We start from the raw sequence: 17,433 nt of genomic DNA, 5'->3' as shown, positions 1-17,433 counted from the left end.
GGGACTAAAAAATTGTCACAAAGTCTGAATAGTCAGCCTGCATAATTTGGGCATACTGCCCCCTTGCTACGAGCGAGAAGCCCATGCCAAGGCGTTTAATAAAACGTTTCATGCCAGATCCGGCCCGCATAAGGGAACACAAATCCTTACGTTTCTTGGGCACCCTGCTGCATGACCCTAACCTCTGGCACCTCAATCGCCACTCCGCCTCACGGGCCATGGCTGTGGGTATTTTTGCAGCCTTTATCCCCATTCCCTTCCAAATGCTGTTGGCCGCCTGTCTGGCTATCACGGTGCGCAGCAACATGCCGATATCGGTCAGCCTGGTATGGCTGACTAATCCGATTACCATGCCCCCGGTTTTTTATTGCACTTATCAACTCGGCGCCTGGCTCATGGACGTCCCCCCGCGCAGCTTGCCCGATGAACTGACGTGGGAATGGATCAGCAGCCAGCTTTCGACTGTATGGCAGCCGTTTTTGTTGGGGTCAGTGGTGTGCGGCGTGGTGCTGGGAGGGGTGGCTTACGGCCTCACCATGCTGTACTGGCGATGGTGGGTGAATCGTCAATGGAAGCGCCGGAAAAACCAGCGCATATAACAAAGGCCCCGAGTGGGGCCTTTGTTGTGTGGGGCTGCGGGTGCGTTGAGAAACGGGCTGCTGCGCAACCCTTCGCAGCCTGCGGCAGCGACTACTGGCGGTTATTGACGCATCCCGCGGCCGCTGACCAGCAGCTTCGCGCAAGCGATGTACAACACCACCGTCGCCACGACCATAAAGGTCAGTGCCACGCTGATTTTGATGTCCGAGACACCCAAAATACCGAAGCGGAAGGCGTTGACCATGTGCAGCACCGGGTTGGCAAGCGACACGGTTTGCCAGAAGGGCGGCAGCAGGGTAATCGAGTAAAACACCCCGCCCAGGTAGGTCAACGGCGTCAGCACGAACGTCGGGATAATCGAAATATCGTCGAAGTTTCGGGCAAACACGGCATTAATGAACCCCAGCAACGAGAAAATCGTCGCTGTCAGCACCACGACCACAATGGTCAGGCCCAGGTGATGCACCTGCAAATGGGTGAAAAACAGCGACAGCAAGGTCACGATCACGCCGACCATCAGACCGCGCAGAATACCGCCCACAGTAAAACCAATCAGAATGGTGTGCGGCGACACCGGCGACACCATCAATTCCTCAATGGAGCGCTGGAACTTGGCACCGAAGAAACTCGATACCACGTTGCCGTAGGAGTTGGTGATCACTGACATCATGATCAAGCCCGGCACGATGTACTCCATATAGGTGAAACCACCCATATCACCGATTTGCCGACCGATCAGGTTACCAAAGATGACAAAGTACAAGACCATGGTGATCGCAGGCGGCAGCAAGGTTTGCGGCCAAATGCGGGTAAAGCGGCGTACTTCACGATAAATAATGGTGTTTAACGCAACCAGGTTGGGGCGCAGCTCCGAGCTCATATCGCCACCTTCGTCAGGTTTTTCTCGACCAACGACACGAACAACTCCTCAAGGCGATTGGTTTTATTGCGCAGACTCACCACTTCGATGTGTTGCGCGGCCAATTGAGTGAACAAACCGGTAATGCCGACCGCTTTGTCGACTTGTACTTCCAGTGTGCTGCCATCCAGCAATTGGCTCGGGTAACCGATCAACTGCGGAGCGACTGCCAGTGGATTTTTCAAATCAAGCAAGAAGGTTTCGACATGCAGCTGACCCAGCAACTGGCGCATGCTGGTGTTTTCAACAATGGTGCCGTGGTCGATGATGCCGATGTTGCGGCACAACTGCTCAGCCTCTTCCAGGTAATGCGTGGTGAGGATGATGGTGGTGCCCTGCTCATTCAACTCAGTGAGGAAGGTCCACATTGAGCGACGCAGCTCAATGTCTACGCCCGCCGTCGGCTCATCGAGAATCAGCAGACGCGGCTCATGCACCAGCGCACGGGCAATCATCAGACGGCGTTTCATGCCACCCGACAATGAACGCGAAGGCGTATCGCGCTTGTCCCAAAGCCCCAACTGCGTCAGGTACTTTTCGGCGCGTTCCTTGGCGATTTTTGCCGGAATACCGTAGTACCCCGCTTGGGTCACGACGATGTCGAAGGTCTTTTCAAACTGGTTGAAATTGAACTCCTGCGGCACCACACCGATGCTGCGCTTAAGCGCAGCCGGGTTACGGTCCAGGTCATGGCCAAAGATATTCACGGTGCCGCTGGTTTTGTTGACCAGGGTCGAGAGAATACCGATTGTCGTGGACTTGCCAGCACCGTTAGGGCCTAGCAAGGCGAAAAAGTCACCTTCAGCAACATCCAGATCGATACCACTCAGGGCCTGGAAACCGTTGCCGTAGGTTTTGGTTAGCTGCCGTATGGACAGAGCGGAACTCATATCGGATTACGCACCAAGATGGGGAGAAGATGGATGACTCAATAAGGGCGAACTGTCAGTAAGACAAGTCCGACAAAGCCGTTAAACACGCTGCATGGTGCTTGGCCTCGCCGCACAAGTACAGTCGCCCGTATTAATAATGGCTATTAAGTCAACGCAGTCATAACGGCATTGCGGTAGGCCGGACGCAGCTTCAGGCGCTCATACCAGGCGTGCAGATGCGGCAAGGGCGGGCGTTCGATGGGCATTTCAAACCAGGCGTAGATGAACGACCCCAGCGGGATGTCGCCCATGCCGATTTCGTCGCCCGACAGGTAAGGCTTTTCAGACAACGCCTGATCAGGGATCGCCAGCAATTTGGCGCAGACGTTGATTGAAGCGTTTATTTTGTCCCAATCCTGCTGCTCGGCCGGGGTGCGCAAGACGCCCCAAAACACATCACGAAAGGCGCCAGCAAAGGACGAAGTGGTCCAGTCCATCCACTTGTCAGCTTGAGCCCGGACCCGAACATCCGTCGGATACCACGATGTATCCGCCCCGTATTGCGCGCTCAGATAACGCACGATGGTGTTCGATTCCCACAACACAAAGCCATCATCGTCGATCACGGGCACTTGGCCATTTGGGTTCAACGCTCGGTATTCAGGGCTGTTAACGACTCCAAACGCACCACCCGCCTCTTCTCTGACATACGCCAACGCCAACTCTTCAACACACCACAGCGCTTTCCTGACATTTGACGAATTCTTGCGACCCCACACTTTCAGCATGATCCAACTCCTGATTGATAGACGCCGCAGCAGTCTACGCCGTGAAGATGAACTGCGCCTCTTGAACACGGTCACTATTGAACGACCTCGCTCAAGAGTTGCGACTAAGCTCACACGGGTGCCCGCTTGGCTTCACGGAGGATTGGATATGCTTTTGTTGTGGATTGTGGTGTTGATCGTTGGCGTAGCCTGGTTGGCTCATCGCCGCGTTGCGCCCCTGACGGCGATTGCCGTGGTGGCGATTTATCTGCTGATAATGGACTTTTTCAGCCATGCGCCGATTTGGGTGCTGGTGCTGTTGTGGGTGTTGCTGGCAGCGCCAGCGGCCTTGCTGTTATTGCCTGATCTGCGACGCAAGCTGTTCACCGCTCCGCTGTTCAGCTGGTTTCAAAAAACGCTGCCGCCGATGTCGCAAACCGAACGCGACGCCATCGACGCCGGGACCGTATGGTGGGATGGCGAACTGTTCAGCGGGCGCCCCGACTGGGATCAGTTGCTGGCTTACCCCAAGGTTCAGTTGACCGAAGAGGAACAGGCATTCATCGACGGCCCGACCGAAGAACTGTGCGCGATGGTCAGCGACTGGGAAATCGGCCAGGCCATGGACCTGCCGCCTGAAGCGTGGGCGCATATCAAGACTCACGGGTTCTTTGCCCTGATCATTCCCAAGTCGTTCGGCGGCAAGGGGTTCTCGGCGTACGCCCACTCGCAAGTCGCGATGAAACTCGCTACCCGCAGCGGCGACCTGGCGTCCACCGTCATGGTGCCCAACTCCCTCGGCCCGGCAGAACTGCTGCTGCATTACGGCACCGACGAACAGCGTAATCATTACCTGCCGCGTCTGGCACGCGGCGACGACATTCCATGTTTTGCCCTCACCGGCCCGCTGGCAGGTTCCGACGCCGGGGCGATGCCCGACACCGGGATCATTTGCAAAGGCCAATGGCAAGGCGAAGAAGTCATTGGTCTGCGCCTGAACTGGGAAAAGCGCTACATCACTCTCGGCCCCGTCGCCACCCTGCTCGGCCTGGCGTTCAAGGCACACGACCCTGAGCACTTGCTGGGCGACAAAGAGGACCTGGGCATCAGCCTGGCGCTGATCCCCACTGACACACCCGGCGTTGAAATCGGTCGTCGGCACTTGCCACTGGGCGCCGCGTTCATGAACGGCCCGAACTCGGGTAAAGACGTGTTTATCCCCCTGAGCTACCTGATCGGCGGCAAGGAGATGCTCGGCAAAGGCTGGATGATGCTGATGAATTGCCTGTCGGTCGGGCGTTCAATTTCGTTGCCGGCAGTCGGCACGGGCGCGGCCAAGTTCACCAGCCTGGTCACCGGGCAATACGCGCAGGTTCGCGAGCAATTCAATGTGCCATTGGCTGCCTTTGAAGGCATTCAAGAAGCCTTGGCGCGCATTGGCGGTAACGCTTGGCTGATGGACAGCGCACGCATGCTGACCGCCAATGCGGTGGATCTGGGCGAGAAACCCTCGGTGCTGTCGGCGATCCTCAAGTACCACCTGACCGAGCGCGGCCGCGAATGCATCAGCCATGCGATGGACGTGCACGGCGGCAAGGGCATCATCATGGGGCCCAACAACTACCTGGGCCGCAACTGGCAGGGCGCGCCGATTTTTATCACGGTGGAGGGGGCCAATATCCTGTCGCGCAACCTGATGATCTTTGGTCAGGGCGCGATACGCTGCCACCCGTTTGTGCTCAAGGAAATGGCCCTGGCCGCGCGTGAAGACCGCGATCAGGCCCTGATCGAGTTTGACGGCCTCTTGCTCAAACACATCGGTTTTGCCATTAGCAACGCCGCCAGCACCCTGGTCTTGAACCTGGGCCTGGGCCGTTTTGAACACGCTCCCGGCAACACACTGAGCCAAGGTTACTTCCGCGCCCTGAATCGTCAGGCAGCCGCCTTTGCGCTGCTTGCCGACCTGAGCATGATGCTGCTGGGTGGCGAGCTTAAGCGCCGCGAGCGTTTGTCAGCGCGTCTGGGCGACGTGTTGAGCCATATGTACCTGGCCTCTGCGGCGCTCAAGCGTTATCACGACCTCGACTCGCCGGAGCACCTCAACCCGCTGTTCAAGTGGGCCATGGAAGAAAGCCTCGGCCATTCGGAGCGGGCGCTGGACGAACTGCTGAAAAACTTCCCGAGTCGGCCTCTGGGCTTCTTGCTGCGCGGGGTTGTGTTCCCGTTTGGCCGCCGCCACACCGGGCCATCGGATGCACTGGATGCTGAAGTCGCCGCCGTATTGGGCCGTGCCAAAGGCGATCCAACCCTGGAAGCGGTACTTGCAGGCTGCTACCGTCCGCAATCACCGGATGACGCCGTGGGCGCCCTGCAACACGCGTCTGACCTGTTGAGCGCCGCTCGCCCACTGCACAAAAAACTCCACGAAGCACTGAAAAGCGGCCAGCTCAAACCAGTGCCGGGCGAACCGTCCATCGATTCGGCGCTGCACGCGGGCATTTTGCAACCGGCTGAAGCACAAACCCTGCATGCCGCCGAAGCCGCGCGGCGCAAGGTGATTGATGTGGATGACTTCGCCAAGGAAGCACTCACCCACAGCGAAGGAAAGATTCGCTAGCAGGACAGCGGGCGCGCAGGGCTTTATACTCTCGCGCCCGTTTTGCTCTAGAGGACTCCACCATGGCCACTAATGACCTCAACCACAATCTCGCCCTGCTCGATATGCTGCGCAGCATCCTGGTTGCCGTCGGTGACGCCGAGCAAATCCCGGAAGAAAGCCATGCGCTGTTTATTGAACGCTTCGATGAAATGAAAGCCGGTCTGTTGACCGATTTTGATGAAAGCCAGTACCTGGGCCAGGACATCCTCTGCCAGGTGATCGAACGCTACCCGCAGATCGCCCACGTTGTGCCGCGTGATCTGTTGTGGTTCTTCGGCGGCTCCTGCTTCAACTTCCTGGCCGATGAAGAACTGGACTTGTATGAGAAGTTGGAAGAACGCCGCTTTGAAGCCGAGGAAAACGGCGAGCCGTTCGACTGGAATCAAGAAAAACAGTTCATGGCGTTGCCGACCGACCAAGACAGCCCACAGCACTGATGGGTGCACTGAGTGCCCAAGACCCGCCCGGTTAACCGCGCGGGTCTTTTTTTTGCCACGTGCCCAATGTTGGCTCTTGCGCCAGCCGCTCCACCAGATAGTCGATAAACACCCGCAACTTGGGTGGCAAATAACGCGAGGGGGTGTGCAGAAGCCACACGCCACCATGGTAGGAAGCGATAAAACTCCAGGCTGGCAGCACGTGCACAATCAACCCCTGCTCCAGCGCCTGCCGTGCAGTGAAGTAAGGCAGGCTGCCAATTCCAATATGCTGCAACACCGCATCCAGCCTCACGCCCGTGTGATTGGCCGCGTAACGTCCCTTGACACCGACCGTCACCGTTTTGCTGCCTTGCTTGAACTTCCAGCGTGCATCTGCCGGGGTTTCACCCAGATAAATACAACTGTGCTCACGTAAATCCTCGGGTTGCCCAGGCGTGCCGTGTTCTGCCAGATAGGCAGGCGTTGCGCACAGTAAATGCTCGATCGGGAACAACTGACGGCCCACCAGCCCTGGCGGCGGCTGGTCAGTGATGCGCAGGCTCAAATCGACATTGTCATCAATCAGGTCGACATGGCGGTCCTCCAGAATTAACTGCACATCGACCTTGGGATAGCGCCGCAAAAACTCGGGCATATGCGGATGAACCACGAATCGGCCCACCGCCTTGGGCACACTGACGCGAATCAGCCCCTCAGCCTCCTGGCTGTAGCGACCGCTCAGGTCCATGACCGATTGCGCCGCCCCCACCAACTCCTGGCAACGCTTGAAGACCTCCTCGCCCGCATCACTCAAACGCAGCTTGCGTGTGGTGCGCTGCAGTAATCGCATCGCCAGGGCTTTTTCCAGTCGGGCCACACTGCGGCTGACGGCTGACGGCGAGGTGTCCAGCTGGCGCGCCGCCTCGGAAAAACTCCCGACCTCGACCACCCTCACGAAGATCACCATTTCAGCCAGTAATGACAGCGGTAGATTTATGCTCACAGCGCACAGGTCCATTGAAAAATTGACGGATTATCACGCACAAAGCCTGACCCTATACTAAAAATAGAAACCGAACAGGACCTCACCATGACCCAACGCCTCTTTTTTACCAGTGACGCACTCTGCGCCGATGTCGACGTCATAGACTGCACGCCTTGCGAAGACGGCTTTGTCGTCACCTTGCAGGCAACCCCTTTCCATCCTCAGGGCGGAGGACAACCGTGTGACACCGGCCGGATTGGCAACAGCGAAGTGCTCAAGGTGTTGCAACTGCAAGACGGCATCGCGCATTACGTCACGCAGGCCATTGAACCTGGGCCTGCGCGCGCAGAGGTTGACCCTGGGCGCCGGCAGTTGAACGCCCGCTTGCACTCCGCCGGGCATTTGATTGGGGTCATCGGTGAGCAAGCTGGCTGGATACCGACCAAAGCTCATCATTGGCCGGGTGAATGCCGGGTCAGCTTTACCCCCGCAGAACACGCACTGGCGCTTGATGCCCAGCAGATCCAGCAGCGACTCGAGCAATGGATCAGTGCGGACCTGCCGCGACATATGCGGGTGGACAACCAGCAACGGGTTGTCCAGTTTGGTGACTTGCCGAGTTACCCCTGTGGTGGCACCCATGTCCGCTCTCTGGCCGATTTAGGTGCCGTCAATGTGCTCTCGGCCACCCTCAAGAAAGGCGTGCTGTCGGTCCGTTATGACCTGAACTGACTATTCAACCGACAAGAACACCCGCATCGCCACGTCGAGGTTCAGCTTGGCGCGATAGACCTCGACATAGTCCTTGGAACTTTGCGCCTTGGAATAGAGCGCTTTCTCACTCAACGTGCGTTGCTCGGCCGTTTTCAAGTGCGCGACATCAAATTCGCGGGCCGGGGTCTGCAGGGTTTTGTAATGAAAATGAGCAAACCACAACGACTTCCCCTCCAGGTCCTTGACGGCATATTCCTGAAGATAATCCTTTCTTTGGCCTTTGGTTAAGTGCTTTCTTGGCCCTAGCCGGACAACCTCTACTGCGCCCTGGCTTTTTAAATATTCGACATTGGCTCCCGTCGGTGGCAAGCGCTTGATGATGCTGATACGAAGGTTGCGCCCCTCTTCCCTCAGTCTGGCGGCCCCTTCTTTGAGGTTATGGCTCATGGCATTGGCGGCCACTCTGCGTTCATCACTCAGCGTCTCAACGTGTGCGCTGGTGGACTGGATGAGGGTGTCCATCTGCGCGGCCACGGTCTCAAGTGCAATCGCCTTAAACTCAAGAATCTCCTGGATTTCGACTGGAATCCTGGCAAATTCAGCCGTTGCCCGGGCACTGGCAATCGCATTTCTGAATTGCCCCAACAATGTTCGAGCGTCACTTTCAAGCTTGGTTAATGTCTTGACGTGGGTGGCCTGCAACGTCGGTGGCCGTTGGCTGCCAATCTGTTGCCACTCTCCGCTTTGCGTTCTGCGATAGGAGTGAACCTTTAACCTGTCCACCCCCTCGATCACATCGACAATATCGTCTGCCGACTCAGAGCTTGAATCGCGCAGCGTGCCGACCAGCATCTGTTTTTTATCCGTTTTGATAATGCGCTGCATTTTTTTCAAGCCCTGCTCAGAGGGCTGAGGACCGACCTTGCGACTCGGACCTGGCCTCGGCTCCTCAGGCTCAGAAGATGAGCTTTCAGAGTCGATGATCACTGATGCCATTTGGTTTTCAGCAAACTCACGCAGGTTCTTGAGCACCTGCATGATGGAGGGCAGGTATTCATTTCGAAAGTGCTCGGAATTTAAATCCATTAAATTCAGGCATACCCCTTCAGCGGCGTCATAGTGCTGCAACGCATTATCAAAAAAATCCAGCTGCTCGGAGGTATTACCTATGGGCTCACGGCCCAGGCTTAATTGGGACCATGCGGTATCGACCAGCGATCCTTGCCCAAACAAGTCAAACGCGGATTGCTCCTCGGGCTGCAAATTTTCACTGCCGCGCCGGATTAATAACTCGCACAGCGTTTCCAGATACGTGGCCCCCCAATGCCGATCGAAGTTCTCATTGTTGGCCCTGTTGACTATTTCCGCCAATGGGCTGCTGTTAGCCAGCGGCCTCTTTTTAACCTGCTCTAGCGCTTCAACTTCCAGAGTGGCATTTTTAAACAGACGCTTTTCAAACCGCTCCGCGACTTTCAAGTCGTTGACCCACGACTCATAGGACGCTGTTGCTCCGCCTGCCACGTCCTCCAGCACCGCCTTCATCGACGATTCATACTCCGGGTGAGAGTTACGGACCGTTATCTCTCGTAAGTACTCCTCCACTATATTTTGATATTTCAATGATTTAAGCGCCAACTTCACCCAGGTGTTTTGGGTGTTCTGCTCATGCCCATCAATGGGTAACACTTTATGAGCCTCGTTCATTAACTGCAGAATCTCTTTAACCTTTTTTCGCCACTCAGCCAGTTCCGCTTCGTACCGATCTAAATGCGCCTCACGGCGTTCAGTGTCGGCCTCAAGAATGCCTTCCAGGATATTCATGGCCATCTCGCGACGACCCACATCGCGCTGAATGCTTTCGGCTTGTTCTATTAACCGATTGACCTTTTCGGCATTTTTGGCCTGTCTTGCCTGAATCGTTTTTTTAGGCCCGCCGCCGCGCAAACCCAAGCGTAAATCAAGGCTCCACTCACCTGACGCGCTGCTTTTCAAACGCGGCCCCAGGGTCTGCACATCGTGTTCTTTGTGTATGACTACACCGTCAGCATCCGCGCTGACGCAATAAGTTTTCTCATCCAGCTGCACAAAGTACTGGTCCTGAAGTTTGATCAGCCCCTTCAAGCGCCCCTCCTCAATACGCGTGCCTTGAGACAAATCAACCTCCACCGCAAAGGCGTCCAGTGCTGCCCGTAACGCTGGCGTTAATCGCACTGACGAACTGAACCAGGCGAAATCCAGCGAGGAATATTCGGCAATGGTTTGCGGCGTTTGACGATCAGGCAGTTTTTTCTGCACAAGCGCTGGCGCATCCGGAGTTACGCCAGGTTCAGGTTTTTTATCGCTGTACACCGAGAACATTGGCTCATCTATCGGGGCGTCGAGTTGCCACTTTTCGTTCGCAGTGGCGCGAAAAGTCAGCCCCTCATGCAACAGCGCCATGCTGATGTTGAACAACAAATCGATGAGCGTTTGCATGGCTGCGTCTTTGTCACCCTCAAGTCGGGCCTGCAAACCATTATCAAGGCTCACGAGTGCCTGAAAAATCCAGGCTGCTTTTTGCAACGGTCCACTGATAAAAAAGGTCAACCCATTAAACAGGCTCCAACCGTAACGCTTGATGGATGCCCAGCGCCGCTCAGAGGCCGACACGGTTTGTTTATCTGCCAAGGTCATCAGTGCCTGGGCATGGGCCTGATACATCGCCTCGAAGTAATCCCCGACGATGCGCTGAGTACTCAGACTTGCCGGGCTTCTGGGCAGCAGCGCCAAAAACCCTTCGTTCAATACCCCCTCAAGGTGCGGTCGTGCAAAACCTGCGTCGGCATAAAAGCCATGTGCGCTGTCATCAAACCAGGCCAGCACACTGTCCTGAAGCTCACCAGGCTGCTTAATAGCCTCCAGCAATGCGGACCAGCTCGAAAATTCAAGCAGAGGTTCTGTCGTTAACGGCCGGTAAAGGATAAAAGGCCCCGTATCAAGGTCCTGCGGCCCCAGCACATACATATCGCTCACAAGGTCAATGGCTGATCCTTCGTACGCATGGAACCCCAAAGGCCTGACACAGACATTGCAATTGCCCACGGCAAGCCCGTTCTCAGGGCGCATGAGGCGCGCCACTATTTGCCAGCCCTGCGGGGTAAACCCAGCTTCGCCCTTGATTTTTTTCTCAAGAGCCAGCATCGACAGCTGCACGCCGATCTGGGACTTGAATAAAGCCTGACGCTCGACCACGCCTGCTTCATCGTCAATCAATAAACGTTTGATGAGCTCGATGTATCGAGTGCTTATATCCAGTTCATCAATCAGATTTTTAACGTAGCTACCGGTCAGCCAGCCTGGCACCGGCCTGTCCTGTCTGTCCTGAACCTCAATCAAACCGACTGGCCAGCCACCTCTATAGCTCAATGCGAATTCAACCAGCGAGGTGCGCGCTACGTTGAATTGCGGCAACTGCAAGTTTTCAACGGTCAGTTCGAGGACCTGCAGGTTCGTCACATCGAGCAGATCTTCGGGATGGTCCAGGTGAAGTCGCTGCGTCAGCATCTGCTGGGCGTAGTCGGGTAAAGCATCTATCCCCTCAAGAAACGTGCGGCCCTTGGCCTTTTGTTGCCAAAAGACTTGAGCGGACAACAACTCGCTGTAGGACAACTGATCGTCGGGTTCTGCCTGCTGCAACCACGGCGGCAAATTCGCGAGCACATGCTCAAGGTAAGTTCGGTCTTGCGCGTCAAAGAGTGGTAACCGGGCGCCCGCATCATCAAGCGCCCGTACCAGCCGCGGTACGCTCCAGTGCTCGGCCTGCGCGGTTTCTCCCAGCCGCTCAAAGGTGTGAAGTTGGGCATCGAGCAACGTCAGCGCCAGCGCGTCAAACAGATCACCCGGCGGCTCATACAGGGTCCAGGTAAACAAGGACGCTGCGACTCGCTCCCTGACGCGGGGGATTAAACTGCTGCCCAACCACTGCATTGATCGAAACTGTTCAACACCACGTTCGGGGGCATAGCTGAGGATAAAAGAACGATCGGCCATGTCTCGGGTAACCACCAGCGCGCCCGGCAATTGAAAGCGCTGCGGCCCGGTTCTCTCGGTGCTTTGAATATTCACCAGATACGCATGCAAGGGCGTTTCTTCAGTCGCTTTCAAACGTTCGTCTTTATCGGGGAATGCACTCACTACGGCTAATGAAACTGCTTTTTCATTCGGTAGCTCAGGCACACGGCTACGATTGGCAACCGTCGAACTCAACCCCGATTTCAGTGCGCGCGACAACCATTGAAAAGGACTCTTATGGCCTTCTCGGCGCTCACTCCAGAACGTTGCAACAGCCTGTTGGTAAGCCCCGATCAGCAACGCAGCGTGTTCATTAATAATCTGTTGCAGGCTGTCCATGCTCACCGATTGAGCAGGCGGGTTTTCACGGTCGCGACTGGCGGTCAGGCGCTGCTCGCCCTCAATCAAGGTAAAAGCCGAGTCGTCTATAAACCGCTGAATCATGACCTCTTCAGGGGCCATGAAACGATAGTGCCGGGGTTGAGGATTATCGGGGTCAACGTCGGTTAATGGCTCTGCCAATGCCAAATCAGCAACGGGGACAGGCAAGGCGGGGTATTTCTCTTCCAGGGCTTTTTTGAACACGTCTTTGGCGACATCCAGAAAACTGGGACGCGGACCAAAATGCTGGGCTTTAAAACTGCTTAATGCCGAATACGCGGCGATCAAATCGGGGGTTTTCGAGAGTTCTTTCATGGGCTGTTCATCGCGTCAGTTAACAGACAATGGCTTAGCCAACGCACGCGTGGTGGCTAAGCCCGTTTCTGTGATTTAACGCATGAACGCCTCACCCAAGGCGGTAGCGGGATATGTTAGTGCCCGGCGCGGGCATGATGGCGCTGAACGAAGCGGCCCACATAATCATCCGCCGGAGACTGCACGATCTCTTGTGGGCTGCCTACTTGAATGAGCTGCCCGTCTTTGAGTATCGCAATACGGTTACCGATGCGCAGTGCTTCGTCCAGATCATGAGTGATAAACACGATGGTCTTTTGCAGGGTGCGTTGCAGCTCCAGCAACTGGTCTTGCATCTCGGCGCGGATCAGCGGGTCGAGGGCACTGAAGGCTTCGTCCATCAAAATGATGTCGGTGTCGGTGGCCAAGGCCCGCGCCAGACCGACGCGCTGGCGCATGCCACCCGAGAGCTGGTGAATAAACGCCTGCTCATAGCCTTGCAAACCCACCACTGTGATCCAGTGCCGGGCGCGCTCGTTGCATTGCGCCGTGCTTTCACCCCGGACCTTGAGGCCGTACGCCACGTTGTCGAGTACGTTGCGATGGGGCAAAAGGCCAAAGCTTTGAAACACCATGCTGATTTTTTGCCGACGAAACTGACGCAAGGTCGGCATGTCGTACTCAAGAATGTTTTCGCCATCCACCAGGATCTGGCCGCTGGTGGGGTCAATCAGCCGATTGAGGTGGCGTACCAGCGTCGATTTGCCCGACCCGGACAGCCCCATGATGACGAACACTTCGCCTGCATGAATCGACAGCGACAGGTTGTTGATCCCGATCACGCAACCGGTTTGGGCCAGCACTTGCTCCTTGCTCTGACCTGCCTTGATCAGCGCCAGCACTTCTTTTTCACGCTTGCCGAACACCTTGAATACATTGCGCACTTCAATCTTGTGGATCACACCGTCACTCATCTTTTGCCCCATGCCGAGGTCGGCCATAGGCTTGGGTAATGCGGTCGATGACCACGGCCAAAATTACGATGGCCAACCCGGCTTCCAGCCCTTTGCCAACGTTAAGCGTCTGAATGCCCACCAGCACGTCTTCGCCCAGACCACGGGCACCGATCATCGAGGCGATGACCACCATCGACAACGCCATCATCGTGGTCTGGTTGATCCCGGCCATGATGCTCGGCAGGGCCAGCGGCAATTGCACGCCGAACAGTTGCTGCCAAGGGTTGGCGCCAAACGCGTTGATCGCCTCCATCACCTCGCGGTCGACCTGACGCAAGCCCAGATCGGTGAGGCGGATCAGCGGCGGCACCGCATAAATCACGGTGGCAAAAATCGCCGGGACTTTGCCCAGTCCAAACAGCATCAATACGGGAATCAGGTACACGAAGCTGGGCATGGTTTGCATGATGTCCAGCAGTGGCATCAACACCGAGCGCAGGCGGTTGTTACGCGCGGCCAGAATGCCCAGCGGAATGCCGAGCAACACCGAAATCAGCGTGGCCACCATCATCAGCGCCAGGGTTTGCATCAGCTTGTCCCACAGCCCGACTGCGCCGACCAGAAACAGCAGGCCGACGATCAGCAAGGTGCTGAGGACTTTGCGCGTGGCGTGCCAGGCGATCACCCCGACAATGAGCAGCATCAGCCACCACGGGGTCATGCGCAGCAGGTTTTCGAGGTTAACGATGGCCCACAGCAAGGTGTCAGAGATGTGCCGAAACACATCCCCATAATTGCTGACCAGTGAGTCCACTGCGTCATTGACCCATCCGGCGATGGAAAACGTCAGGTTGTCAGGAAACATGCAGTGCTCGTGTTCAGTGAATTAATGGGCGTTGAGCGCCGCGTCGACCTTTTGCGCTGCATCGGCGGTCACCCAGGCGTGCCAGATCTGTGGCTGCTCACGCAAGAAAGCTTCGGCGGCTTTGCGCGGCTCGGTGCGTTTTTCGCTCATTTGGGCCAAGGTCTGATTCAGCAGGTCGATAGGGAAATCGACTTTTTCATAGAACTCGACCAACTGCGGGTATTGAGCCTTGAAAGGCCCCGATACGCCAATTGCCAAGTGCGCCGGCAACGAACGAGTGCCCTTGGGGTTCGGGTTGTTGACGTCAGCCAGGGTTTTCCAGGCTTCGGCATCAAACGCAGGCTCTTCGAGCTTGATCAGTTTGTAGCGGCCAATCAGCGGGGTCGGAGACCAGTAGTAGAACAACACCGGCTTGCCACGACGAATCGAGGAGCTGATTTCGGCATCCAGCGCGGCGGCTGAGCCGGTGCGAAAGTTCACGAAATCCTTGTCCAGACCATAGGCTTTAAGCTTTTGACTGTTAACAATCTCGGACGTCCAACCGCTGGGGCTGTTCAGAAAACGCCCGCGGCTCGGGTCTTCCTGGTCACGGAACACGTCCTTGTAACGCGCCAGGTCGTCGACCGACTTCAAGTCCGGGGCCAGCGGCTTGATGCCTTTTTCCGGGTCGCCCTTGATCACAAACTCAGGCACCCACCAGCCTTCGCTGGCCCCTTTGACGGTATCGCCCAACCCATAAACCTTGCCTTCAGCCTGCGCCTTGATCCACACCGGACTGCGCCCTGCCCACTCTTCGCCAATCACTTGAATATCGTTTTTGGCCAGCGCGGCCTCAAGGCTGACGGTGCTGCCAGGCAAGGTATCGGTCGGCAAACCGTAGCCCTTTTCAGTCAGGATACGCAGGACCTCGGTGATCAAGCTGCCGCTTTCCCAAGTGATATCACCAAAGTGAATCGGCGTAGTTTTAGTGTCGGCCAACACTGGCTGGCTCAACATCCCAAGTGCCAGTAGCGAGCCACCGAGCCATTTTTTCAGGTTATTCATACGGATTCTCTTGTCATGAAAAGGGGCAAAAGTATCGGCCGCACAACTTTCAGCGTAGCTGCTGGAATCATCAGAGCGGCACAAACGGTTAAACCAGCACGTCATAACCTACCGCGCGGGCCTCACGCTGATAGTCGAGAACGACCTGATAATCGGCTTCGCTGGCGGGCAGCACCTCCTGCAATCCCAGGGTGGCGCTTACGTGTGGCAACTGCTGCAAGGCAAGGTTCATTGCCTCGCGAATGCGCTCAGCCCCGGCGGGGCCGGTACTGAGCGCGGTGATGTAAGGCAGGTTCGGGCTCAGTGCCGTACGCGCCACAATTCGCAAACCCGCGACGTCGCCAGGCGCGTACCGCGCCAGATAGGCGAACGTCACACTGTCGATGGACGCAAGGTCGGCCCAACCTTCGCGCACCCAACGCAGGCTTTGTTGATGGGCGCCGCTGATCGCCACCGAGGCAAAAAATCGCCCTGCCTGCTGCAAGGGCGCCAGCCGATGACGAAACAGGTTCATGCCGCTGTTGGAATGCCGATCGTTAATCACTCCGCGACTGCCTTTGAAGTCCACCAACGCCCGGCGCGGGTCGGTGTCACGGCTGACGATCACGCTGCAATGCGTCCCCGCGCTGCTGTCTTGCCATTCATAACGGGGGCGGCCCACCACCTGCACCTGCCCGCGCAACTGAGTCATCAGCGGGTAGCCGCAGGTTTGGCTCAATAGCAACGCGGGCGCCCGGAACAGCGTCAGTAACTCAAGCCCCTGCGCGTCGCGGCGACTGACCTGCAGCAATTCAAGAATGCGTGTCAGCCATTGCTCGTTGGCCTCACGCACCTGCGCTGGAGCAACGTACATCAATAATTCTGCGTAACGGCCTGGCATGTGGCGCTCCTGATGATTTACGTAAACGGGTGCTGCGGGCTGTCGATGGCCTGCACGGCGTGGCGGCGAATCAACTCACCGTAGCCGTGAACCACATAGCCGCCACTGCGCTGCTGCCATTGCTCACGTCGCGCCTGGTAAACCCTAGGCATGTAAAACCACGGCAAACGCGGCAAGTCGTGGTGCACCAGATGCAAATTCAGATTAAGAAACAACCAAGTCCAGGGCCAACCGGCTTCATTGAGCACCGTGCGTTGTTCTGGCTGGGCAGCGGGACGGTGTTCATAGAAGGAGCGGACCATACCGATTGATAACACCGGGACAGTGACCAGAAACACGTATTGCCAAATAGCCACATCGCTGTAACGCGCAATGAAGGCAAACATCAGCAAGGTGAAAAAGCCGTGGGTCAGCCACATCAGCCAGGCCTGGCGATCGCCTTGACGCAAGCGGTGCAATTCTTCTGCGGCCATGCCGAGCAAGGCCAGCGGCGGGCCCACCAACAGGCGGCCGAACACCGTTTTGTTGAGCCAGAGCAGGCCGCGCAACCACTTGGCACTGCGTTGCCAGTCGGCGCGCTTCAGGTAGCGGCTTTCGGGGTCGATACCGGGGATGGTCAAGTCGTGGTCACGGTGATGCTGCAAGTGACTGTCGCGGTACAGCGTGTACGGGTACCACAACGCGAACGGGGCGTAGCCCAGCACTTTGTTCACCCCATTGAAGCGCGTGGGATGCCCGTGCAGTAATTCGTGCTGAACGGACATCCACAGCACGACCACAGGAATCAGCAGCACGATGGTCAACCCGGCGCCCAATAGCGGACTGGCCAGCAGCAAGGCGAACCAGGCGCCGGGAACTGCAATCAGGAGTAGCCAGGTGGGCCACTGCGTACGACCGGTAAAGGTGTGAGACAGGGCCTGAATGTCTCGTTGCTGGGCGCTATCAAAAAAATGCGACATCGGAAGGACTCAAAAACAGGTTTGAATCCTTGTGTGGCGCGAGGCGTGATTATCTTGCAGATTGTTTGG

The 17,433-nt window shown here is 56.8% G+C and carries 14 protein-coding genes; 4 read left to right on the top strand and 10 right to left on the bottom strand.

What is annotated here, in order from left to right; translation table 11 throughout:
* The first annotated feature begins 83 nt into the window (after nt 1-83).
* Complete coding sequence (locus tag RHM56_RS04385) at nt 84-599, top strand: DUF2062 domain-containing protein (protein ID WP_322238953.1); 516 nt, start codon at nt 84-86, stop codon at nt 597-599.
* A gap of 101 nt (nt 600-700) precedes the next feature.
* Here the strand turns inward: RHM56_RS04385 and RHM56_RS04380 are convergent, their stop codons facing one another.
* The 3 genes from RHM56_RS04380 to RHM56_RS04370 all read right to left on the bottom strand — a co-directional run bounded on the left by RHM56_RS04380 (nt 701) and on the right by RHM56_RS04370 (nt 3,179).
* Entirely contained in the window at nt 701-1,480 is a 780-nt protein-coding gene (locus RHM56_RS04380; protein WP_322238951.1) for an ABC transporter permease, read from the bottom strand.
* On the bottom strand, nt 1,477-2,409 hold the full coding sequence (locus RHM56_RS04375; RefSeq protein ID WP_322238949.1) for an ABC transporter ATP-binding protein: 933 nt from the start codon (nt 2,407-2,409) through the stop codon (nt 1,477-1,479). The genes RHM56_RS04380 and RHM56_RS04375 overlap by 4 nt, the downstream gene beginning before the upstream one ends.
* Nucleotides 2,410-2,555: 146 nt before the next feature.
* Nucleotides 2,556-3,179, bottom strand: a complete 624-nt coding sequence (locus tag RHM56_RS04370; protein ID WP_322238947.1) for a glutathione S-transferase — start codon at nt 3,177-3,179, stop codon at nt 2,556-2,558.
* Nucleotides 3,180-3,327: 148 nt separating this feature from the next.
* On the opposite strand from RHM56_RS04370, the gene RHM56_RS04365 reads away from it, so the two are divergent.
* Nucleotides 3,328-5,775, top strand: coding sequence for an acyl-CoA dehydrogenase (locus tag RHM56_RS04365; RefSeq protein WP_322238944.1), 2,448 nt, complete (start codon nt 3,328-3,330; stop codon nt 5,773-5,775).
* Between the two features lie 62 nt (nt 5,776-5,837).
* A complete protein-coding gene (locus RHM56_RS04360) occupies nt 5,838-6,254 on the top strand; it encodes a PA2817 family protein (protein ID WP_322238942.1) in 417 nt (138 codons plus the stop codon).
* 31 nt (nt 6,255-6,285) lie between these two features.
* Here RHM56_RS04360 and RHM56_RS04355 read toward each other — a convergent pair whose 3' ends face one another.
* Complete coding sequence (locus RHM56_RS04355) at nt 6,286-7,239, bottom strand: LysR family transcriptional regulator (RefSeq protein WP_322238940.1); 954 nt, start codon at nt 7,237-7,239, stop codon at nt 6,286-6,288.
* Between the two features lie 87 nt (nt 7,240-7,326).
* Here RHM56_RS04355 and RHM56_RS04350 point away from each other — a divergent pair, with 87 nt between their 5' ends.
* On the top strand, nt 7,327-7,953 hold the full coding sequence (locus RHM56_RS04350) for an alanyl-tRNA editing protein (protein WP_322238938.1): 627 nt from the start codon (nt 7,327-7,329) through the stop codon (nt 7,951-7,953).
* Here the strand turns inward: RHM56_RS04350 and RHM56_RS04345 are convergent, their stop codons facing one another.
* From RHM56_RS04345 to RHM56_RS04320, 6 genes are all read right to left on the bottom strand, one after another.
* Nucleotides 7,954-12,324, bottom strand: coding sequence for a dermonecrotic toxin domain-containing protein (locus RHM56_RS04345; RefSeq protein WP_322238936.1), 4,371 nt, complete (start codon nt 12,322-12,324; stop codon nt 7,954-7,956). It abuts the gene before it with no gap.
* Between the two features lie 473 nt (nt 12,325-12,797).
* A complete protein-coding gene (locus RHM56_RS04340; RefSeq protein WP_322238934.1) occupies nt 12,798-13,634 on the bottom strand; it encodes a glycine betaine/L-proline ABC transporter ATP-binding protein in 837 nt (278 codons plus the stop codon).
* Nucleotides 13,627-14,481 (bottom strand): proline/glycine betaine ABC transporter permease, encoded by an 855-nt coding sequence (locus RHM56_RS04335; RefSeq protein ID WP_322238932.1) that lies wholly within the window; start codon nt 14,479-14,481, stop codon nt 13,627-13,629. Before RHM56_RS04335 ends, RHM56_RS04340 begins: the two co-directional genes overlap by 8 nt.
* A gap of 21 nt (nt 14,482-14,502) precedes the next feature.
* Complete coding sequence (locus tag RHM56_RS04330) at nt 14,503-15,525, bottom strand: ABC transporter substrate-binding protein (protein ID WP_322238930.1); 1,023 nt, start codon at nt 15,523-15,525, stop codon at nt 14,503-14,505.
* 88 nt (nt 15,526-15,613) lie between these two features.
* Complete coding sequence (locus RHM56_RS04325; RefSeq protein WP_322238928.1) at nt 15,614-16,405, bottom strand: phosphate/phosphite/phosphonate ABC transporter substrate-binding protein; 792 nt, start codon at nt 16,403-16,405, stop codon at nt 15,614-15,616.
* Between the two features lie 17 nt (nt 16,406-16,422).
* The gene (locus tag RHM56_RS04320; RefSeq protein WP_322238926.1) at nt 16,423-17,364 is read right to left on the bottom strand and encodes a fatty acid desaturase; all 942 of its coding nucleotides are present in this window, start codon (nt 17,362-17,364) and stop codon (nt 16,423-16,425) included.
* Nucleotides 17,365-17,433: the final 69 nt, after the last annotated feature.

It is taken from the genome of Pseudomonas sp. CCC3.1 (assembly GCF_034347405.1).
GTDB lineage: Bacteria > Pseudomonadota > Gammaproteobacteria > Pseudomonadales > Pseudomonadaceae > Aquipseudomonas.
This window is presented reverse-complemented; position numbering and strand designations above follow the sequence as displayed.